The sequence below is a fragment of the Sulfuricurvum sp. genome, assembly GCF_041651515.1.
Lineage (GTDB): Bacteria > Campylobacterota > Campylobacteria > Campylobacterales > Sulfurimonadaceae > Sulfuricurvum.
Window position 1 is genome coordinate 222,115 of the sequence record NZ_JBAZJF010000004.1, and the last position, 20,955, is coordinate 243,069.

At 42.9% G+C, this 20,955-nt stretch carries 28 protein-coding genes; 2 read left to right on the forward strand and 26 right to left on the reverse strand.

All coding sequences use genetic code 11. The features are described from left to right. Positions 1-16: 16 nt before the first annotated feature. Together corA and WC407_RS09055 are read right to left on the reverse strand one after the other, a co-directional pair. Positions 17-970 carry a magnesium/cobalt transporter CorA gene (gene corA / locus WC407_RS09050; protein WP_373022299.1) on the reverse strand — a complete coding sequence of 318 codons (954 nt, stop codon included), beginning with the start codon at positions 968-970 and terminating at the stop codon, positions 17-19. Next, on the reverse strand, positions 967-1,851 hold the full coding sequence (locus tag WC407_RS09055; protein WP_373022301.1) for a radical SAM/SPASM domain-containing protein: 885 nt from the start codon (positions 1,849-1,851) through the stop codon (positions 967-969). Before WC407_RS09055 ends, corA begins: the two co-directional genes overlap by 4 nt. 16 nt (positions 1,852-1,867) lie before the next feature. On the opposite strand from WC407_RS09055, the gene WC407_RS09060 reads away from it, so the two are divergent. Continuing rightward, on the forward strand, positions 1,868-2,191 hold the full coding sequence (locus WC407_RS09060; protein WP_373022303.1) for a thioredoxin family protein: 324 nt from the start codon (positions 1,868-1,870) through the stop codon (positions 2,189-2,191). Here WC407_RS09060 and WC407_RS09065 read toward each other — a convergent pair. From WC407_RS09065 to WC407_RS09175, 23 genes are all read right to left on the reverse strand, one after another. Continuing rightward, positions 2,175-2,927, reverse strand: coding sequence for a TrmH family RNA methyltransferase (locus tag WC407_RS09065; protein ID WP_373022304.1), 753 nt, complete (start codon positions 2,925-2,927; stop codon positions 2,175-2,177). The two genes, WC407_RS09060 and WC407_RS09065, sit on opposite strands and share 17 nt — an antisense overlap. Beyond that, the gene (gene tkt / locus WC407_RS09070; RefSeq protein ID WP_373022305.1) at positions 2,924-4,843 is read right to left on the reverse strand and encodes a transketolase; all 1,920 of its coding nucleotides are present in this window, start codon (positions 4,841-4,843) and stop codon (positions 2,924-2,926) included. Before tkt ends, WC407_RS09065 begins: the two co-directional genes overlap by 4 nt. Positions 4,844-4,846: 3 nt before the next feature. Beyond that, positions 4,847-5,695 carry a polyprenyl synthetase family protein gene (locus WC407_RS09075; protein WP_373022306.1) on the reverse strand — a complete coding sequence of 283 codons (849 nt, stop codon included), beginning with the start codon at positions 5,693-5,695 and terminating at the stop codon, positions 4,847-4,849. 47 nt (positions 5,696-5,742) lie between these two features. Next, positions 5,743-6,108: an aspartate 1-decarboxylase gene (gene panD, locus WC407_RS09080; RefSeq protein WP_373022307.1), complete on the reverse strand. Its 366-nt coding sequence runs from the start codon at positions 6,106-6,108 to the stop codon at positions 5,743-5,745. Positions 6,109-6,111: 3 nt separating this feature from the next. Next, entirely contained in the window at positions 6,112-6,486 is a 375-nt protein-coding gene (locus WC407_RS09085; RefSeq protein WP_373022308.1) for a ferredoxin, read from the reverse strand. Between the two features lie 108 nt (positions 6,487-6,594). Continuing rightward, positions 6,595-7,890 (reverse strand): UDP-N-acetylmuramoyl-L-alanyl-D-glutamate--2,6-diaminopimelate ligase, encoded by a 1,296-nt coding sequence (locus WC407_RS09090; RefSeq protein ID WP_373022309.1) that lies wholly within the window; start codon positions 7,888-7,890, stop codon positions 6,595-6,597. Continuing rightward, complete coding sequence (locus WC407_RS09095; RefSeq protein WP_373022310.1) at positions 7,880-8,473, reverse strand: hypothetical protein; 594 nt, start codon at positions 8,471-8,473, stop codon at positions 7,880-7,882. The genes WC407_RS09090 and WC407_RS09095 overlap by 11 nt, the downstream gene beginning before the upstream one ends. 44 nt (positions 8,474-8,517) lie before the next feature. After that, entirely contained in the window at positions 8,518-8,793 is a 276-nt protein-coding gene (locus WC407_RS09100) for a NifU family protein (protein ID WP_373022311.1), read from the reverse strand. A gap of 128 nt (positions 8,794-8,921) precedes the next feature. After that, positions 8,922-9,272 (reverse strand): 50S ribosomal protein L17, encoded by a 351-nt coding sequence (gene rplQ, locus WC407_RS09105; protein ID WP_373022312.1) that lies wholly within the window; start codon positions 9,270-9,272, stop codon positions 8,922-8,924. Between the two features lie 22 nt (positions 9,273-9,294). Next, complete coding sequence (locus tag WC407_RS09110) at positions 9,295-10,287, reverse strand: DNA-directed RNA polymerase subunit alpha (protein WP_373022313.1); 993 nt, start codon at positions 10,285-10,287, stop codon at positions 9,295-9,297. A gap of 23 nt (positions 10,288-10,310) precedes the next feature. After that, positions 10,311-10,937, reverse strand: a complete 627-nt coding sequence (gene rpsD, locus WC407_RS09115) for a 30S ribosomal protein S4 (RefSeq protein ID WP_373022314.1) — start codon at positions 10,935-10,937, stop codon at positions 10,311-10,313. 11 nt (positions 10,938-10,948) lie between these two features. After that, a complete protein-coding gene (gene rpsK, locus WC407_RS09120) occupies positions 10,949-11,341 on the reverse strand; it encodes a 30S ribosomal protein S11 (RefSeq protein WP_015654589.1) in 393 nt (130 codons plus the stop codon). A gap of 11 nt (positions 11,342-11,352) precedes the next feature. Then, positions 11,353-11,721: a 30S ribosomal protein S13 gene (rpsM, locus tag WC407_RS09125; protein WP_373022315.1), complete on the reverse strand. Its 369-nt coding sequence runs from the start codon at positions 11,719-11,721 to the stop codon at positions 11,353-11,355. 2 nt (positions 11,722-11,723) lie between these two features. Next, positions 11,724-11,837, reverse strand: coding sequence for a 50S ribosomal protein L36 (rpmJ, locus tag WC407_RS09130; protein ID WP_013461154.1), 114 nt, complete (start codon positions 11,835-11,837; stop codon positions 11,724-11,726). 197 nt (positions 11,838-12,034) lie between these two features. Next, positions 12,035-13,294 carry a homoserine dehydrogenase gene (locus WC407_RS09135; RefSeq protein ID WP_373022316.1) on the reverse strand — a complete coding sequence of 420 codons (1,260 nt, stop codon included), beginning with the start codon at positions 13,292-13,294 and terminating at the stop codon, positions 12,035-12,037. Continuing rightward, a complete protein-coding gene (locus WC407_RS09140) occupies positions 13,291-14,514 on the reverse strand; it encodes an LL-diaminopimelate aminotransferase (protein ID WP_373022317.1) in 1,224 nt (407 codons plus the stop codon). Before WC407_RS09140 ends, WC407_RS09135 begins: the two co-directional genes overlap by 4 nt. Positions 14,515-14,577: 63 nt before the next feature. Continuing rightward, positions 14,578-15,213, reverse strand: a complete 636-nt coding sequence (locus tag WC407_RS09145; RefSeq protein WP_373022318.1) for a hypothetical protein — start codon at positions 15,211-15,213, stop codon at positions 14,578-14,580. A 2-nt stretch (positions 15,214-15,215) separates the two neighbouring features. After that, positions 15,216-16,034, reverse strand: coding sequence for a hypothetical protein (locus WC407_RS09150; protein ID WP_373022319.1), 819 nt, complete (start codon positions 16,032-16,034; stop codon positions 15,216-15,218). Beyond that, positions 16,031-16,708 carry a TrmH family RNA methyltransferase gene (locus tag WC407_RS09155; protein ID WP_373022320.1) on the reverse strand — a complete coding sequence of 226 codons (678 nt, stop codon included), beginning with the start codon at positions 16,706-16,708 and terminating at the stop codon, positions 16,031-16,033. Before WC407_RS09155 ends, WC407_RS09150 begins: the two co-directional genes overlap by 4 nt. A 14-nt stretch (positions 16,709-16,722) precedes the next feature. Then, positions 16,723-17,532: a 16S rRNA (cytidine(1402)-2'-O)-methyltransferase gene (gene rsmI / locus WC407_RS09160; RefSeq protein ID WP_373022321.1), complete on the reverse strand. Its 810-nt coding sequence runs from the start codon at positions 17,530-17,532 to the stop codon at positions 16,723-16,725. 120 nt (positions 17,533-17,652) lie between these two features. Beyond that, positions 17,653-17,856, reverse strand: a complete 204-nt coding sequence (gene rpmE, locus WC407_RS09165) for a 50S ribosomal protein L31 (protein ID WP_373022322.1) — start codon at positions 17,854-17,856, stop codon at positions 17,653-17,655. Positions 17,857-17,963: 107 nt separating this feature from the next. Next, the gene (locus WC407_RS09170) at positions 17,964-18,632 is read right to left on the reverse strand and encodes a 16S rRNA (uracil(1498)-N(3))-methyltransferase (RefSeq protein WP_373022323.1); all 669 of its coding nucleotides are present in this window, start codon (positions 18,630-18,632) and stop codon (positions 17,964-17,966) included. Continuing rightward, complete coding sequence (locus WC407_RS09175) at positions 18,629-19,039, reverse strand: hypothetical protein (protein ID WP_373022324.1); 411 nt, start codon at positions 19,037-19,039, stop codon at positions 18,629-18,631. The genes WC407_RS09170 and WC407_RS09175 overlap by 4 nt, the downstream gene beginning before the upstream one ends. 105 nt (positions 19,040-19,144) lie before the next feature. On the opposite strand from WC407_RS09175, the gene glp reads away from it, so the two are divergent. Next, positions 19,145-20,362, forward strand: coding sequence for a gephyrin-like molybdotransferase Glp (glp, locus tag WC407_RS09180; RefSeq protein WP_373022325.1), 1,218 nt, complete (start codon positions 19,145-19,147; stop codon positions 20,360-20,362). Here the strand turns inward: glp and WC407_RS09185 are convergent. Then, the gene (locus WC407_RS09185; protein ID WP_373022326.1) at positions 20,359-20,940 is read right to left on the reverse strand and encodes a 6-pyruvoyl tetrahydropterin synthase family protein; all 582 of its coding nucleotides are present in this window, start codon (positions 20,938-20,940) and stop codon (positions 20,359-20,361) included. The two genes, glp and WC407_RS09185, sit on opposite strands and share 4 nt — an antisense overlap. Positions 20,941-20,955: the final 15 nt, after the last annotated feature.

Consider the following 20,955-nt stretch of genomic DNA (forward strand, 5'->3'; position numbering starts at 1 on the left):
ATTTTACCATGGAGCATTAAATCCACCCTTTCCGTTTAAAAATATAAACCGGTAGAATAGATGAAATAATCATCATAACAATTGAGAGCAAATACCCATATTGCCAATGCAACTCGGGTAAAAGATCAAAGTTCATCCCATATATACTCGCGATTAAGGTCGGAGGGAGAAACACAACATTAACGATTGTAAACATCTTAATAACTTTGTTTTGTTCAATACTCAAAACTCCAACGAAAATATTCTGAAGATAATCCAGTCGCTCAAAATTAAAGTCGGTGTAATCAATCAATGATTTAATATCTTTAAGCATAACCGTAACATCGTGCTTAAGCGCATGCTTGTATTTACTTGATTTCAGAAAAGCACTCAGAATACGCTGCTTATCATTGAGATTTTCCCGAATTTGCATGTTCAAATCTTCTAACGATGAAATACGTTCCAAGATCTCTTCATCTTCATTCGTATAGTCGGTCAAAACGTGTTTACGTACACGGGTAATATCTTTAGCAAGTTTTTCAATAATATCCGCATCGGCATCAATTCGAATATCTAAAATCTGGCAAAAAATATCATAGCCGGTCTCAAATTGTTTTGGGGTAGCAAAAAACTTTCGATTAAATTCATCAAAGGTATATAAAGTAGTGTAGCGAATAGAGATCAGCATATCGTTATTTAAAATAAAAGATACCGTTTCATTATGGGAGCTTTCTCTCGTATTTACCAAAAAATAACTGTTGATTTCAATTTTGTCGTTCTCTTCCCAATAACGCGAACTGATTTCAATCTCTTCTGTCTCTTGTTTGGTTGGAAATTTAATCGTAAAGGTATTTTCAATAAAAGCAATCTCATCGTACGTCGGCATCAGCATATCGATCCAAATGACTTTATCGATCACATCGCCGTCAAGTTCCGACATAGTATCAATAAATGCGATTGCATTTTCGTTTTTTACATAACATTTAATCATGCTAGTACCCCTTTCCTAAATCGCTCTTTATAACTGCACTTTTGGCACAGTTCTTCGATAGCAAGCCCTTTTTCAAAACCTGTTACCATTGCGCATGAGCGTTCCGATGTCAGAATTTTACCCAAATTTATCTCGTGGAGGTTACCCAATTCCATAACCCCCTCACCGTCTAAGCAACAAGGGACCACTCTTCCATCGCTTAAAATGGCAATTTGACGACTGAGCCCATGACAATAGCCATCTCCGACCACCTCATTATTCAAATGCGGCCACTCAAAATAGCGATCAAAATGGAGCAATACTTTAGATGCGAGACGGATCGATTGACGCTCACCGCTGATATACGAAGCAATACTCTCCTCTTCTAGAGAAAAATGTTTCTCCAAAAGTGCAAACAACTGCTCATTAAAATATTTCTCGCTGTAAACCTCATCCAGATTCCAAAGGCGAAGATTGATAAAAAAATCTTTTTTCCCCGCAAGCTTCTCATCACACAGAGCTAAGATAGGTTCCATATACGCTTCAAACGTTCGGGAAACACTGTTTTTGTTAAAACTATTCAGAGAGATATTCACTTGTCGTACCGATGGATGGAAAAGAGCCTCTCTGCGTGTAGAATCCAAATAAAATCCACTCGTGGTAACCATAACTTTAAATCTGTGTTTGTGTGCAATATCCAAATAGTCGCGTAAATTAGACAAAACCATCGGATCACCCATAACGTGAAGTGCAATTTCATCCGTGTAATCACGCAATTGTACAAGAGTTGATTCAAAGCAAGAAAGCTCCATTGTCTGAGTTGGCTGCGATTTGGGTGGACAAAAGGTACACGCCAGACCACACACATTTGTTACTTCAACATAAGCTCGATGAAACTTCATTGGCTATAATACCTTTATGCAAACTCTAGAAACTATACAACAAACATTAGATCAAAACGATGCGGTTATGCTCTATTTCAGTGCACCCACCTGTAATGTGTGTCATGCTCTTAAACCTAAGCTCGTGGAAGCGATCATCACTGAATTTCCGATTTTTATGATGGAGAGTATCGATATATCCGAAATACCTGAAATTGCATCGCACTTTAGTGTTTTTACCATTCCGACAGTACTGATCTTTTTTCAAGGGCGGGAATTTTTACGAAAAAGCCGCCATATGAGCGTTGGAGAAGTAGTCGAAGATATTCGCCGGCCGTATAACCTTATGGTAGAAAGCTGACGATTCCTGCCGTCACGGCAACATTAAGCGATTCAACTCCGCGATGCATTGCAATGGATACGCTGTGCGTCGAAGCACGCATTACGGCATCGCTTACCCCCTCAGACTCATTCCCCAAAACAAAAATAGCGCGAGATGGAATTTTCAACGCATGTATATCCTGCGATGCATGCGAAGAGAGGGTAATAATCGCCGTATCTTTCAATGTCAAAATATCGCTCAAATCTTCACAGTAATAGATGGGTATTTTAAACAGTGTTCCGGCACTCGCTTTCATCACCAAAGGGGAAAGTTTCGTACTGTTACGACGCGGCAATACAATTCCGTCAATTTTACTTGCCGCAGCGGAACGGACGATCATCCCCAAATTTTGAGGGTTGTTAATCCCATCAAGAGCCAAAAGGCGAAAAGAGTGGGGCAAATCCGTTGCAATCATTGAAGCACTTCGGTAATTTCGAGAGACTACATCAATAGCAACCCCTTGATCTTGGGCGCTGTTTTTTGAAATACGTGATAATGAATCTTTGGTATGGTACTTAATCTCCACTCCGCGCATATCGGCCAAAGCTAAAATCTCTTCTATCGTCTCATCGCTGCGGTTACTCTTAGAGAGATGAAGTTTATGAATCTGTACCGCATCATCACGTAACACTTCAACCGCTACATTCCGCCCATAAAGGGTAATGAGCGAATCAAAAAAACGCTTTTTTTCTAAATATTCAGGTGAATCATTCATACAATTTTTGATGCGATTGCTTCCGCATTAAACCCAAATCGTTCAAACAACAACTCTGCCGGTGCACTTGCACCAAAACTATCCATGGCGATCACCGTATCCGCAAATCGGTACCACTCCAAACCTCTGGCCGCTTCAATAGCCACTTTTTTTGTAGACGGTTTAATAATGGAATCAATATAACTTTGTGGTTCTTCCAATAATAGATCAAAACACGGCACACTCACGACATTTGCTTTTACACCTTGTGCAGCAAGCAATTGTGCAGTTTCTATTGCCAATGAAACTTCAGAGCCCGATGCCATCAACGTTATCGATGCATTCTCTTCTTCAACCAACAAATATCCGCCGTTTTCGACATTACCTTTTAGTGCTTTAGGCAATATGGATAGATTCTGACGTGAACATACAAATGCCGATGGCGAGCGCTTCATGGAGAGCGCCTTTTGCCAACATTTCACATTTTCTGCTCCATCTGCCGGACGGTAGACGTAAAAATTCGGTAATGCTCTAAATTGGCTCAGATGCTCAATCGGCTGATGGGTAGGACCATCTTCTCCGACACCGATACTGTCATGCGTCCAGATAAAAAATTGCTGGATACCTGCAAGTGCTGCAATGCGGGCTGCTGGCTTCAGATAATCGCTGAAAACAAAAAAGGTTGCACTGAACGGGATAATCGGACCGTACAATGCCATCGCATTGGTAATCGATGCCATCGCATGTTCACGAATCCCGAAATGGATATTTTTACCCTTAGGGAAATCACCCATATCTTTGAGCTCTGTCTTATTCGACGGACCAAGATCAGCAGATCCTCCTAAAAAGCCTGGTATAGCTTTAGCAATCGCATTAAGAATAATCCCGTTCGTATTACGTGTCGCATCGGCTTTTTCAAATGCAGGCCATACGATTCGTTCAAAATCAGGATTCATCAACTGCTCATATGCCTCATTTTGTTCCGACAACGGAAGCTCTTTAAGACGGTGCTTCCACTCGCGCTCCGCCAAATCCCCTTTTTCGATCGCACATCGAAACCGCTCCAATACATCATCACTTACGGCAAACGTTACTTCAGGATCAAAACCGGCACTAATTTTAGCCGTCTTAATCACTTCGTCTCCCAAAGGTGCACCGTGAGCATGGTGAGACCCTTCCATTTTTCCGCCCCCTTTGGCGATGACGGTATTCGCAATGATAAGAACAGGACGAGAAATCGTTTTAGCTTGTGTCAATGCCCCATCGATCTCTTCAAAATTGTGTCCGTCAATCTCCAAAACTGCCCAATTTTGCGATTCAAAACGGTCACGTATATTTTCACTAAGGCTGAGTTCCGTTGAACCTTCAATCGTAATACGGTTAGAATCGTAGATGAGTATCAAATTATCCAACCCCATGTGACCGGCAACCGAACACGCTTCGTAACTGATCCCCTCTTCAAGGTCTCCATCCCCGCAAAGACAATAGACGTTGTGATCGATCATATTAGCTGTTTCCGAATTTACTTTGTTCCCGACATATTTTGACGCCATTGCAAATCCTACCGCATTGGCAATTCCCTGCCCCAAAGGTCCCGTTGTGATCTCAATTCCGGCTGTATGACCATATTCCGGATGTCCGGGAGTCTTGGAATCGAGCTGGCGAAAGTTTTTCAAATCATCAATTTGTAATCCGTATCCCCATAGATAATAAAGCGAATAAATAAGTCCGGTACCATGACCACCGGAGAACACAAGCCGATCCCGATTAAGCCATTTTGGATTTTTCGGATTATGACTCATATGCTCAGACAAAACAACGGCGATATCCGCCAACCCCATAGGAGCACCCGGATGGCCCGAATTGGCTTGCTGAACCATGTCTGCCGCTAAAAAGCGGATTGTGTCTGCCATTTTTTGGCGCATTGCATTACTCATCGTTTAGTCCTTATGTCGGTTAATGTAGTGTTCAAGTGTTGGTGACAATTCGCGTTGCAAATTCTCATCAAAACTTTGAATTTGGGATAAAAGCTTTTCAGCCAATGTGTCCGCCTCGTTCATTGCCCCTTCATACCCGAGCAATGTCACAAAACTGTTTTTTGCCCCATCTGCTTGTGTTGTTTTTCCGGCTTCCTCGGCACTCATGGTCACATCCAAAATATCATCTTGAATCTGAAACAGCAATCCCAAATCAATCCCGAAATCATAAAGTTCAGAGGCTAACGCTTCACGTCCGATAATCAATGCACCCATTTTCAATGACGCTGCAATCAGCTTACCGGTTTTATGGGTATGAAGAATTTTAACTTGCTCTAGGCTCAAACGCTGATCTTCAAAATAACAATCTATCGCCTGCCCCAGTACCATCCCGTTTAGTCCACCGTTGTACGAAAGTTCTCGTACCAGTTTTACGATTATTCTATCGCTGAGCGGAGCATGAGAGAGAACTTCAAATGCGTACGTATTAAGGGCATCACCAGCCAGAATAGCACTTACTTCATCATACGTTTTATGCAAGGTAGGGATACCGCGACGCAAATCGGCATTATCCATAGCAGGTAAATCATCGTGAATTAAAGAGTACGTATGCAGCAATTCAATCGCTAATGCAACCGGAAATGCGCTTTGCGTTAAAAGTGGGTTATAGGCACGAACGACCCCTAAAAGGAGTGCCGGACGGAACCGTTTACCGCCTCCGAGCAGCATTTGATGTAAAGCATTTTCATAATGCGGGTGAAAACTAGGAGCGGATGGCAAATGTGCCGATAAAAAAGCTTCAAACTGCTCCATAGATCCCCACTATTTTTTTAGTGAAATTCTACCATGACGGAGCTTATTTAGATCTTCTCAATCACTTCGGTAATCGCATTATCATCATCGACCAACACGACGGTCGGTTTATAGTTCTCAAGTTCGGCATCATTATATGTTGCATAGGCAACAATTATGATTTTATCCCCTTTGTGAACTTTACGTGCAGCTGCTCCGTTAAGACAGATATCCCTCTGTCCGCGCTCGCCGAGAATGATATAGGTTGAAAAGCGCTCACCGTTATTGATGTTAAGAATTTCAACTTTTTGCCCGACACGCATTTTGGAAGCTTCAAGAAGTTCTTCATCAACTGTGATCGAACCGACGTAATTTAGATTAGCGTCGGTCACCGTGGCACGATGGATTTTGCTGTAAAGCATCTCGATCAACATGGATTATCGCCCCATCTGTTTCATCATATCAGCAGGCGTAACCGGTGCGTCCCACAATTCTGCTGGAATAACATACTCTTGTACCACTTCGCCGCCAATAATATGACGATCGATGATTTCATTGATTTTCTCTTTTGTGAGTCCTGCATACATAATATGACCCGGCTCTACCAACATGACCGGACCGACATTGCAACGATTCATGCATGATGTACGAATCGGCTGAACCGTAGCGATAAGCCCTTTTTGCATCAAGGTTTGTGCTAAATGTTGAAAAAGATCCTGTGTTTGCGGATTCACACAACTCGGTTTTGGCATCCCCGGAGGAGAGCTTTGCTCACATTTGAAAATATAAAACGCTGGTTGAGGGATACCCATCAAAACGCTCCTTTAAAAATCTAGTGTACTAAAACACCGTAAAATAATTACGGCATTATAGCCAAATCATACCAGTGCATATTAAGCTCCAGTAAACAACTTTTCTGTTTAAATCTCTTTTAACAACTCTTTTGCCACAACCCGATCATCGAAAGGGAGATGTTGATCGTAAATAATCTGAGAGGTTTCGTCCCCTTTACCCAAAATCAAAACAATTTCATCGCCACTTCGATCATGCAGCGCTTGCGCAATCGCATTACGACGATTTACATCGACAAATACTTTACTGCGATCTTCAATCCCATTCAATATATCTTCAATAATCATGTCCGGATCTTCAAAACGGGGATTATCGCTGGTCACATAAACTTTTTTAGCATACATCGCAGCCACTCTCCCCATCATTGGACGTTTGGTTCGGTCTCTATCTCCACCAGCACCGAATACGACCAACACTTCTTTCTCTTTTAACGCATTTAGGACCTGTTCCATCCCATCGGGAGTATGGGCAAAATCAACAATCACAAGAGGAGATTCACTCACCACTTCCATACGTCCGCTTACACCGCCGAAATTTTCGACTACTTCGGTAATTTTTTCTAAAGACTCACCGCTCACTAAATGGACTGCTGCGATGGCAGCGGTAATATTATAGAGATTAAAGAAACCGTGCAATGAAGTTGTAAATGCAACATGTTCTTCAAAATATTTTAAAACACCGCTAACACCGTTGTTCAATGAATAGGCAATTATTTTATACGTTGCCGGATTTTCAACGCCGTAACTAAACGCATTTTTCATATTAAATTCAGCACGCGGCTCATCTTTATTAATCAGTTTTTTAGACTCATCTTGAAAAAAGAGATTCTTTATACGGGTGTACTCTTCAATACTCTCGTGATAATCGAGGTGATCTTGGGTGATATTTGTCAAAATTTTTAATGCAAAATCAATCCCTGCAATCCGCTCTTGCTCTATCGCGTGCGAACTTACTTCCATTATAAAGTACTCACACCCCTCTGCAATTGCTTGCGCCATATGACGATAGGTATTTAGTACCGTAGGAGTAGTAAGGGTTTTCCCCTCTACCGGTGCATCATTCATAAAAAAACCGCGCGTACCCTGCATAGCCGTTTTGTGACCGCAATCAAGTAAAATCGAATAAATAGCACTCGCTGTCGTTGTTTTACCGTTTGTTCCTGTAATTCCGACAACCTTTATTCGGTTCAGGCCGAATAGTTCCCAACACTCTTGAGGAGTTAATATTGTATGTGCTCCGCGCGTGAGTGCATCTTCTTTGTACTTTTCATTTTGTTTTGTCAATAAAAAAGCGCAATCCGACCCGCACACACGTGAATTTTCGGATACATATCGGTATGGCTTGTCTTGAACTTCAACTTTCAAGTTCTCTCCCCTTCGCCAAACGGCGTAACAGATTTCGAAGCTGTCTGTCATTTGGGTAAACCCCAAGTGCACTTTCCAAATAGCTCAAGGCCATCTCTTTATAGCCATGATCTATTAAATTATCGAGAAAATCGACAAAATCCTCTTTCTCCGTAATAATAACTCGTGTAGAAAACATAATATTTTCAAAAATTCGGTTGAAATCTTTATCATTTTCTACGAGCTCTTTAAACTCGGTGTACATAATACCGTCTTCATATGCAAGGCGTTGTTTGATCGTATCGTCAAACAATCCAGCAAGTTGATCCAATGTCCCATCCATCGTCTCTAATATCTCAGAGATTATAGTATCCGCTTGCTCGCTATCTTCACTCCGCAAAATTGAATAATAATCAAACAGTGCTTCGGCACCGCTCTCGCCGCTCATAGCCATATCAGCGAGGATGGCACCATTATAGGCCTCTTTTGATGTAGGGTGATCTTTAAGTGCAAGGGAAAAATCACGCAATGCATCACTGTATTGCCCAGCCGAAAAATGTTCATTTGCTTGATTGAGGGTTTTGGATAAGCTAATCATTTTCATTGTACCCCTCCTATTTACTCTAATATCGACTTAAAGCGCGTGGATTATAGCGCGTCTATCTGATTTTCCATACCTTGCGGTACGTTGATGACACTGAGTTCTGGATGAATGTCCATCCGAAGCTGCCGTTCTACGCCGTACTTAAGTGTATTTCCACTACTCGAACATCCGATACACGCCCCTTGAAGCTGCACATAAATCGTTCCATTTTTAACGGTCAAAAATGCAATATCTCCTCCGTCTAATGCTAAAGAGGGTCTAATTTTATCGATTACGTGACGCACAGGTTGCATCAACTCTTCATCAGTGAACGGAATCATAATAATTTTACCTTTAATATACAAAATAATATGGGTAATAATAGGAAATTTGCGCTAAATGAGCACTAATGCAAAACAGGATGATTTTCGAGCGAAGCTCGGTTTAAGGGGTTGGGGGATTGAACTCGTTAAACGAGTTCAATATATGCCATATGCGTAGCATCGCCGCGACGAATACGAGTTTTAACGATACGAGTATATCCGCCGTTACGCTCTGCATATTTAGGAGCCACTTCATTGACGAGCAATTTAGTTGCTTCTTTGTTTTGTAAAACAGCAAATACAGCGCGATGAGCGTTCGCATCACCTGCACGAGCAGTTGTAATCAATTTTTCAGCGAATGAACGAAGTTCTTTTGCTTTAATCAACGTTGTTTCAATTTTACCGTGTTCAATCAACGCAATGCTAAGGTTAGTCAATAAAGCTTCACGATGTGCGCTTGTACGACCTAGCTTGCGGTATCCGTGACGATGTCTCATGATACTTTCCTCTTGTGTTTACTTATTCAGCTTCAATTTTCTTTTTGAGTGCACTGACGAGATCATCGCTTAGATCTTGTCCAACAGCATAACCGAATTCAGTGATTTTTTCTAAAATCTCTTCAAACGATTTTTTACCGAGGTTTTTAACCTCTTTCAAATCATTTTGACTCATCATTACGATTTCGCCAATGTATTTGATGTTGGAGCGATCCAAGCAGTTAAAACTACGTGCACTTAATCCGAGTTCTTCGATACGTGCACCTAAACGTTTAAGTTCCGGATGCTCATCACCGCGTTCAGCAGTTGCAGGAGCTTTGATGCTCACTTCACTGTTGAAAACAGCCATTTGCGCGTACATTACTTCCAACGCATTTTTAAATGCATCGACCGGTGAAATCTGACCGTCTGTGACAATGTTGATAATCACTTTCTCGAAATTCGGGTTATCTTCGACCAAAATATTTTCGATCGCATACGTTGCACGGCGTACAGGGGTGAAATATGCATCAAGTGCAATATAACCTTCACCTAATACATCACGTACATCTTCACTCGGAGCATAACCGATACCTTGATGAATTTTGACGGTAAAATTTAACGTCGCATCTTCATTCAAAGTTGCTAAGAAAGCATTCGGTGTCACCACTTCGACATCATCATTCTCTAAATCACTACCGTGTATTTCGCAAGGGCCTGCGAAACTGTAAGAGATATCTTTCTCTTTAAGGCCGTTTTTCAATTTGAAACGTACCCCTTTGAGATTAATGATGAAATCCGAAATGTCCTCAAGCATACCGCGCACGGAGTCAAACTCATGCTTAGCACCCTCAATCTTGATACCGATCGGCGCAAATCCAACCGAACTGCTTAATAAAAAGCGACGGATAGGATGGGCGAGTGAAACCGCGAAACCGGTCTCAAACGGGTAGGCAATAATGTTCGCTTCGTTCGCGCTGATTTGCTCGACGACAAATTCTTTCGGAAGAAGCGGAGATGTTTTAATTTTTTTCATGCTGAGCGCCCTTTCTTTAATGATTATTTCGAGTAAAGCTCGACGATTAGACGTTCCTCAACAGGGATAACAACTTCTTCACGCTCTGGGAGACGTGTGAAAATTCCGAATACTTTCTCTTGATCGATGTCGACCCAAGCAGCAATACCGGTTTGGTTGGTAAGCTCTACCGCGCGAACGATTTGGTTATTCTTTTTGCTTTTTTCGCCGATTTCCACTTTTTGACCCGGTTTTACACGGTATGAAGGGATATCAACACGTTGACCATCAACCAACACGTGGCCATGGTTTACCAATTGGCGAGCAAAACGACGTGTCGTTGCAAAACCCATACGGTAAATAACGTTGTCTAGGCGTTGCTCAAGAAGCATAACCAAGTTTGTACCGGTATTACCTGTACGGCGTTTTGCTTCGGTAAACAATGAACGCATTTGTTTTTCACTAAGACCGTACATAAACTTCGCTTTTTGTTTTTCGCGAAGCTGTGTACCGTACTCAGAAATTTTTGTACGACGTTGACCGTGTTGGCCAGGTCCATACGGACGTTTGTCAAGGGCACTTTTACCTGCAAGACGACGCTCACCTTTTAATCCAAGGCTTACACCGAATCTTCTTTCGATTTTTTCTACGGGTCCTCTATATCTTGCCATTACAAACCTCCTTAGACTCGTCGGCGCTTAGGCGCACGACATCCGTTGTGTGGTAGTGGAGTAACATCTTTCATGAATGAAACACGTAGTCCTTCGATTGCACCAACACTTTTTACTGCTGTTTCACGACCAGATCCTGGTCCTTGAACTTTAATTCCCACTTCTTTAATACCGTGGACCATTGCTTTTTCGAGCGCAGATTCTACCGCTTGTTGAGCAGCAAACGGAGTTGACTTTTTAGAACCTTTGAAACCAAGGGCACCAGCCGAACTCCATGCGATCATATTACCCATTTCATCAGTTACCGTTACAAGGGTATTGTTGAATGATGCCAAGATATGTACGATACCTCGTGCAATATTCTTCTTTACAATTTTTTTACGGGTTGCTTTTCTTTTTGCCATACTCTAATCCCTTACTTTGTAACTGAGCCGACAGTTTTCTTCTTACCTTTGCGCGTACGTGCATTGGTTTTGGTTTTCTGACCACGGCATGGGAGACCTTTACGATGACGAAGACCACGGTAAGAACCAAGATCCATCAACGCTTTAATATCCATAGCAACTTGTTTACGGAGGTCACCCTCTACGACGAAACTAGCACGAATCTCTTTTGCAAGAGTTGCTGCTTCATCTTCGCTCAGTTCGAATACACGTTTGTTGTAATCGATACCTGTAGCATCTAAAATTTTGCGTGAAGTATGTAGACCGATACCATAGATATAGGTCAACGCATATTCCACTCGTTTTTTCTTAGGTAAGTCCACACCAGCAATACGTGCCATGCTTATCCTTGTCTTTGTTTATGTTTTGGGGTTTTGCAGATTACGCGCACAATCCCTTTACGCTTGATGACTTTACAATCATCGCACATTTTCTTCACTGAAGAACGTACTTTCATCGGTTGGCTCCGTTGATTTAAATCACTTGCTTTTCGTAGGTGGGATTGATCACACCAATACTTGTAACTACGATTGAACGCAGTTAGAAACATTCAATTCTATTTGTCCGAAAGGGCAAAGTGGACGCGTATATTACAGTATTTAAAGTTAAACTTTTATTAAGGTGTAGAAAGAGGGGAATCGATACCAATCGTAATTAGACGATCCGTATCATATAAGGTGTTTCTAAAACAGCATCCAATACTTCAAGCTGAGACATCAACTCTCGAACGGAGCGCTCCGTTGCCTCATGGGTCGCAAATAAAAGATGAGCACACTCTGTTTCGCTGGGGCGTTGAATCACTGCCTCGATAGAAATCGAATGATCTGCAAATAATTGGGTGATTTTGGCCAAAATTCCCGGTTTATCCAAAACACGCAAACGGAGATAATATTTGGAACAGATATCATCTCTATTTTTGAGATGGAGCCCTTCTTCTAGAGGATGGTTAAACCCAAGCATAGGAGAACGTTTTCCTGACCTAACAATATCAATGATATTAGCTACAACGGCACTGGCCGTCGCATTTCCGCCGGCACCCGGTCCATAGTAAAGGGTTTCTCCCACACGGTCACCCACAACGCTGATCCCGTTCATAACACCATCAATCTTAGCGATCATGGCACTCTCTCTTACCAATGAGGCATGTACGCGAAGTTCAACTTCAGCCCCGTCGCGCGCAGCAATGCCCAAAAGTTTGATCGTATAGCCAAACTCTTTTGCAAATGCGATGTCAGCCTGCGTAATTCCCTCTATCCCCTCTATCAGTATCTCTTCGGGTTTGGCATCGATACCGTATGCTATAGATGCTAAGATAAGGAGTTTATGCGCCGCATCAAAGCCGCCGATATCAAAGGTTGGATCGGCCTCAGCATACCCTAAAGCCTGCGCTTCATCCAAAACCGCGTCGAATGCTACCCCTTCCTTCATCATTTTGGTCAGCATAAAATTACACGTACCGTTCATAATACCCATTATGGAGAGGATATGGTTGGCAGAGAGACCGTCACGAAGGGCATTGATAATAGGGATTCCCCCTGCTACACTTGCCTCAAATTCAAAGGGAATTTCACCTGCGATTTCTTGAAGTTCATAGCGATGGTAGGCCAACACTGCCTTGTTCGCAGTTACTACCGCTTTACCGTTTTTCAAAGCGCTTTTCAAAATCTCAAAAGGGGTTTCAATCCCCCCCATCAATTCGACGACAATATCAATTTCGGGATCATTAATAATGTCATAGGGGTCTTGTGAAACAAGAATCGAGAGGTCACGTACTTTATCCAGATTACGAACCACGCCGCTCTTAACGATAATCGTGTCACCGGCACGTGCCGAGATAATCGAAGCGTTCTCCTCTAAGATAGAGACAACCGCTCTTCCGACTGTTCCGACCCCAATTACACCGACACGAATCACTCTTGTCCCTTAGACTCTAATTGTTGCAAAAAATGTTTAATATTTTTAGCTGCCTGACGGATACGCTTGTCGTTTTCTATCAATGCGATACGGACATACTCGTCGCCGTAATCTCCAAACCCGATCCCAGGAGCAACGGCCACATTGGCTTCAACCAATAAACGTTTTGAAAATTCTAAGCTCCCGAGATGACGTGCACATTCAGGAATTTTGGCCCATACAAACATAGATGCTTGATTGCGGCGTACCGGCCATCCCGCCCGGTTAAACGCTTCAATCAAAACGTCTTGGCGATGATCGTATTTATCGGTAATCTCCTGCACACAGGTCTGATCACCTTGAAGCGCTACCGTAGCCGCAACTTGGATAGGAGTAAACATCCCATAATCCAACCAACTCTTAATTTTTTGCAATGCACCGATGAGTTTTGGATTTCCTACAAAAAATCCGACACGCCATCCCGCCATGTTATAGCTTTTCGAGAGGGTAAAACTCTCCACTGCCACATCTTTAGCGCCTGGAACCGACATAATTGATGGGGTTTTATACCCGTCAAATGTCAAGTCACCATACGCGATATCACTGATAATATAAAAACGTTCCCGCTTAGCCATCTCGACAATACGGGTATAAAACTCCGGCGTTACTGTCGCTGTTGTCGGATTGTGAGGAAAGTTTACGACCACAAATTTCGGTTTAGGAAAAGAGATATGAAATGCTTGTTCCAATCGCTCAAAGAAAAGATCTTCATCCACTTTATAATCTTCATCGAACGGAAGTTCCATTTTTTGGACATTCCCCCCGGCTAAGATAAAGCCATAGGAGTGAATTGGATAGGTAGGATCGGGGACAACCGCCACATCTCCCGGATTGGTGATTGCATACGCTAAATGAGCATATCCCTCTTTGGAACCCATAGTTGCAACCGCTTCGGTATCAGGGTTAAGATCCACATCATAACGGCGCTTATACCAATCACAAATTGCCTGACGCAGTTTTGGGATCCCTTTGGAAACAGAATATCCGTGTGTTTTAGTTTTTTGGGCAGATTCAATCAGTTTTTTACGAATGTGCTCCGGGGTATCCCCATCGGGATTTCCCATACTAAAATCGATAACATCGGCACCAGAGCGTCTACGCGCCATTTTCAGCTCATTAACTTCAGCAAAAACATACTTAGGGAGGCGTTTAATCCGGTCAAATTGGATTTCATCAAACATGGCTACAACCTGTGATTAAAAAATTGCGCCATTTTAGCATAAGAGACTTAGTTTTTATATAACTCAACGCCCCAAACTGATCGATTCAACCCACATTCCCTCTCTAAGTAGTTTCATCCCATTGGTATTGGAAACTTTTAGATAATAACTTCCGTCGGGCAGAGAAAATTTCAGTTCATCCACGCTTTTATCTGAACGGTATGTTGAGAGGACATGCATGGAGGCATCCAGCACACTGACATCCGGATACCATTTCCCTCCGTAAGGGGGATCGATATGTATCTCTTGAGCAGATTCGACCCGAAACCAATAGGGGAGAATTGAGCGTGACATTTGTGCCCCCTCATCTATTCCAAGTGCTTGGATATTCCATACAGCTGACGTAACATCGATACCTAATTCCATCGTACCATGATTCATGCGGGCGTAAAGTAGTTTTATCCCCTCATCTTGGATATTCTCCGTAAGAACAGAAGCGCTAAAGGGCTTTGCACCAATCACCGTTCCATCCATTGCAATGAGAGAGTTTTGGGTTGAAAAAGTCTCTATTTGGTACTTGTATCCAAGGGTATTTAAGGTATGAGAGAAGGTTGCAATCCCGACTAAAGGATCACCAGTGAGATCAATGTGCACTTTAAACTGGACCGCCAGCAAAACAAGAGGCGTTAATAAGAAAATTCCAAGTGTATGCTTAAACATTATTACCAGTTATTACCGCCATTACGCTCTGCAAACTCTGCTTTTGTAAGCCGTTTGAGCGTGCCGTTTTCATACACAAACCATACCGCACCATGCTCTCGAAGCGTTTCATTTCCGCTGGACGAAACGATTTCAATCCGTCCGTGCCCCAATCCGATAAGCCAATTTTTAGAGGTGTCAATTTTAATGGGATCTTTGGTGATGGTTTGCGTTTTTGCATGCGTTCCCATGTCAATCATACCGACCCAAACTTTGTACACCGGACGAATCTCAAGCCCATTTACTGCACGAATACTTTGTTGTTTTTCCGGCACAGTACTATTTTGCTCTATCACCGGTTGGGTCGTATTGGCTTCAACCGTTGTATTCATCTCAACGGCTTCCGTAGTGTTGAGCTCTTTTCTATCATCAACGACCTCTACCGTTGCACTATTAAGCTGCATCACCTCTTCTTTTGGGACATTAGCCATATTAGACTGTGCAAAATATCCGCCGACCACCAGTGCCGCAATCAAAACAAAACCGACAAGTATCCATTTTTGCTTTGAATTAGTATGGGACTGCAAAATAACCGATTGTTTAGGAGGAAGGGTACTTTTGTGTTCCTCTTGATACGCAAGGTACTCTTCCCTTATAGTACTCAGATCGAGACCATATTCACGTTCGAGAATGGATAAGAATCCCATAAATTGAATTTTATTGATCTCTCCATACGATTTAGTCAGTACCAGCTCAATTTTATCACGCGAGATATGAGTTCTCTCATGAATTATTTCAGCTCCTAATGATTGTAATTCCTCGAACGTTTGGCACCCTTTCATCGCATCCTCTCCATCAATATTGCTCCGGCTACGCCCACATTGAGCGAGTCAAAATCATGTGCCATCTCTATCGATACACCATAGTCAAGCCCTTTTTCAACGCGGCCACTCAATCCTTCCCCTTCACTTCCTAGAATCAATGCACGTTTAGCGTCAAAACTCACTTCTCGCACATTCGTCCCCTTCAGTGTTGCACCATAAAGGCTAAAACCTGATTGTTTCAGTTCATGCATCACATCATGAATATTATGAACCACTACAAGAGGTAAATCAAGAGCCGCTCCACTGCTGGTTCGAATCAAACTTTCAAGATTGGGCTCTTTAATACCGCATATCACCAACGCTTCAACTCCAAGAGCATAGGCGCTGCGAACCAACGACCCCATATTTCCCATATCCGTAATGGAGCTAAGCACTACTACAAATCCGCAACGTTTCAAAAAAGGTGAAGCGTAAGGGACAAGGTTGGACATCTCTGCGATGTATCCTTGATGATTCCCCCCCTTAACCATCGATTGTGCCGCATTTTCAGGAATTCGTTTTACCTCGAATCCCATTTTCATAAGGGCTGAATACTCTTTTTTATCGACCTCTTTGGCTAAGAATAGCGTCTTGATACGATCACGATGACGCTCTAGTGCATAATAAACCGGTTGTTTTCCATAAATAAGCATTTGTTATTGTATCCTTATGAGTTTAAGAGTCGCTGATAGCACTCTTTCGGATTTTCTCCGGTAATCTTTGAAATTAACTTCGATGCCGCTTTTTTCGGAATATCAAGGGCTAAAATATCTTGTTCACTTAACGAAGCCGATTTCCCCTCCGATGCTTCTATTACGACAACCCACTCTCCCCGAATCTCGTTTTCCATCTGATGTGCAAGTTCTGAAGCAATACCGTGATGAAAACGCTGATATTTTTTGGTGATCTCTTTGGCCAAAAACACCTTCCGCTCCGGTGCGGCTATCGCAATCTCGGATAGAAGTTTGTCCAGTCGTTTAGGCGATTCATACAAAACTGTTGTATAGCCATTAAACAGTGCTTCTTGAAGAGCCGATGATCGGTCATTCCCTTTATGAGGTAAAAAGCCGAAAAAAAGCATCTTGGTTTGAACAAATCCGCTGGCGACAAAAGCGCTCAGTACCGCATTGGCTCCGGGGAGAATATCATACGCTATCGAATTATCAATACAATAACGGACCAATATTTGTCCCGGATCGCTGATTCCCGGCATCCCGGCATCACTCACATAAACAATATTACGGTCAAAGAAATCAGGTGTTAAAGAGGTGACAAATTCGGCTTCATTATGGGAATGCAAACTAATAAATTGGGGATCATTGAGGACTAAAGCATAGCGTTCTTTGAGAAAATGGAGCAATTTTTTCGTAACACGCGTATCTTCACATAGAAAAACATCAGCTTGTGAGAATATTTCAAGGGAGCGGAGTGAGACATCGGCAATATTTCCGATAGGTGTGGGGACAAGAGACAGCATTGTTTTCTCTATTCTTATAATTTTCTCTATGATTCAAGAAAAAACTTCTGCTTCGAAGAAGCAAGTTTAGTAGCTCAAGCGGCTAGTGCAACCAAAAGGAAAATCCTTTTGGCATTCAAGTTACGAATTAAGTGCGTAACGTTTTTTGAATTTATCGATACGACCTGCAGTATCTACTTGACGCTCAGAACCGGTATAGAATGGGTGACACTCATTACAGATATCAACACGGATAGTATCTTTTGTGCTGGTGGTGGTAAATGAATTACCGCAAGCGCAACTTACAGCGCATTCTACTACGTTAGGGTGAAGATCTTTTTTCATTTTATTAGCCTTGTGATCGACGGCGTTGTACGTCGAATCGGTATAGTTTTACATCCGTACCTGGGGACGGATTGTTAAGGGCGAATTATATCGGAAATTTTCTTTTTTTACAAATGCATGGCAGCAATGGCTACGGCTGCCGTTTCGGAGCGTAAAATCATCGGGGAGGGGAGAGATCGGACACGATGGGCAGCAAATAATTTACGCTCATTATCGTCAAATCCCCCCTCGCAACCAATCACAACCGTATCCATACGATCATCCTTACTCAGTACATCTTCGGCAAAATCCAAAATTACCGCCTCAGGATTCTCTTTTAAAAAGGTACTCAAAGCAGGAGATTCGGATAGCTCAATCAATGAACTCCGTCCGCACTGCATAATCGAGCTTTCCATGATCCGTTCAAACCGCTCAAAATCAAGACGAAAATTACGCTGAGAACGGTGGCAATGGATGAATGTGATCTTGGTTACCCCGAGTTCACTCAGCATCGGAAGGGTTTTTTCAACCGTTTTGGGATCTACCAAACACCACCCTATATGAAGTCTATTTGTTACTTCGCAGAGAGCTTCATGATGCCCTTGAAGGATAAAGTACCCGTTGCGTCCATCGGTGCGGTCCAAACGATACAGATACTCTTCACGCAAATTCTGACGTGAACGAAATGCAATCAGATCACCGATAGTATGACGACGTACTTTGATCAGATATTTATACTCTTCACCCGATACACACAGTTCGCTTGTTCCCGCATCTGAACTCAGGACGAATTTCATACCATCATCCACACGCTAAGTGCCAAAAGTAATGCCGCTTCAATCCCTAAAAAGCGAAAGGCTTTACGTTTATACAGATCAAAAGCCCCCTCATCGGTAATATCCGTACGCCGTTTGAGTGTTTTATACCGTTTTGCTTCTAAAATGATCATAACGATGCCGACCACAATCATTGCAAGATTGGCAAACGTAAAGTGCAAATGTTTTGCCGCCATCATAATCGATCCCGTAAAAAGGATCAATGCAATCAACGATGCCGAAATCGGCATAACGATCCGCATCCGTTTAGAGTAACGAATGACTTGCTTACTCAATGCGAGCATGACGATATTAAACATCACAACTCCCATCAACACCATAACGCCGAAATAGTGGATTTCTAATCCCATTTTATACATAGCTTCCATAAAGGGGATTTTACCTTAAATTGCCTATAATGATTTTTTAAATAACCCTGCAATGCTGTGAATGAATGTTGCATAAAGCAGAGCAGACAAATCCAAGGAGAGAGTATGGCGATAAATGTAGAGGGTGCATTGAAGGAAATCTATACCCTTTCCCTTCCGCTTGGGAGTGAGATCGTCACCCTCGAAAGTGCCGTTCATAGGGTTTTAGCCGAAGTTGTTATCGCTTCTCATTCTCTCCCGTCATTCGATAATTCGGCTATGGATGGGTATGCGGTGCGTGTAGAAGATGCCGGAAAAACACTCAAGCAATCCTGTGTTATTTTTGCCGGAGACGGCGATGAAATCCGTATGGTTGAAGATCAATGCATCCGAATAATGACCGGAGCCAAAATTCCTCAAGGCTGTGAAGCCATTGTCCCTATTGAAGAGGTAAGGGTAGAAAATGATTCCGTAGCCCTCCCCCATACGATTAAGCCCTCGCAACATATCCGCCTCAAGGGCGAAGACATCCAAAGCGGAATGCAACTACTCGATATAGGAACACAACTCTATGCACACCATATCGCTCTGCTCGCATCCCAAGGGATTACCCATATTCGGGTCTATCGCCGTCCCAAGGTCGCCCTTTTCTCCTCAGGAAATGAACTGAAAATGCATTTCGAATCTCTCGGAGCCAATCAACTCTACAATACTAATACCCCAACCTTTGCTTCTCGTGCCGCAGAACTCGGCTGCGATGTCATCTTCACAGGTACCGCTGAAGATACTCTTGAATCCATTCAAAACCATATCCGAAATGCCCTAAGTGCCGACCTCGTAATTACCTCCGGTGGTGTCAGTGTCGGAGATGCTGACTACACAAAAGCCGCATTTACCTCATTGGGATTTGAAGGTTCGTTTGAATCGGTGGATATTAAACCCGGCAAACCGACAACATTCGGTCGTATCGGCAATACCCTCATACTCAATTTACCTGGCAATCCCCTCGCAGCCGCACTTTGTTTTGAACTTTTCGGGCAAAGTGCTATCTTAGCTCTCAGCGGGAGAAGCGATAAATACCTCTCTACGATTACAACCCGTATCGCGAATCCCTTCAAAATGAAAAAAGGTCGCCGTTCATTGATCCCAGGCTGGTTTGATGGAGCTACTTTTACCCCAAGCCCCGTTTTTGGTCCGGGAATGGTCTTGCCTCTCTCACGTGCCAATGCTTTTATGATGGTGGATGCTTCGGTAGAAGGGTTTGAGGAGGGTTCGGAAGTAAAAATAATCCCTACACGATGGTGTATGAGTTCAACAGTACAACATTCTCTCGTGACGGATTAAACCGTCTCCGGATTCATGAATACTTCGCCGGAAAGCATTTTTTCCCATAAGCGTGAATCGCTCCACCCTTCGCGCACTTCGTGGCTAAACACAATCGATTCCAGCGAGATAACCCCCATCAATTCCGAATAGGCATCTTCCTCAAAAGCTTGCGCATATCCCGTCTCGGTCTCATGGACGATAATACTATGCAGCTTCACCCCCTGCTCACCGTTAATCATCTGCGTAGATCCAAGAAGACGATCCAACATCAGAAACAGGACACGGCTAAACTGCTCGCACGATGGAGAGACCGGAAGAATCACCCATCGATTAGAGTGCTCTTTCATACTTGCGATATACTCCGCATCGTCCCCGTCCCAAATCGCTACACCGTGATCGAAACTGTCAATGAGCTCTTTCATACCCCGCTTCATCAATCCGAAATCGTAAATCATCTGACCATTATCAAGATATTGAGACTCAAACAATACTTCAACTTTGTACGAATGACCGTGTATTGACGCTCGGCACCGCTGGGTTGAGCACCCGCGAACGACATGGGCATTTTCAAATTTAAAAAGTTTACGGATAATCATGATGAACCTTGGTAT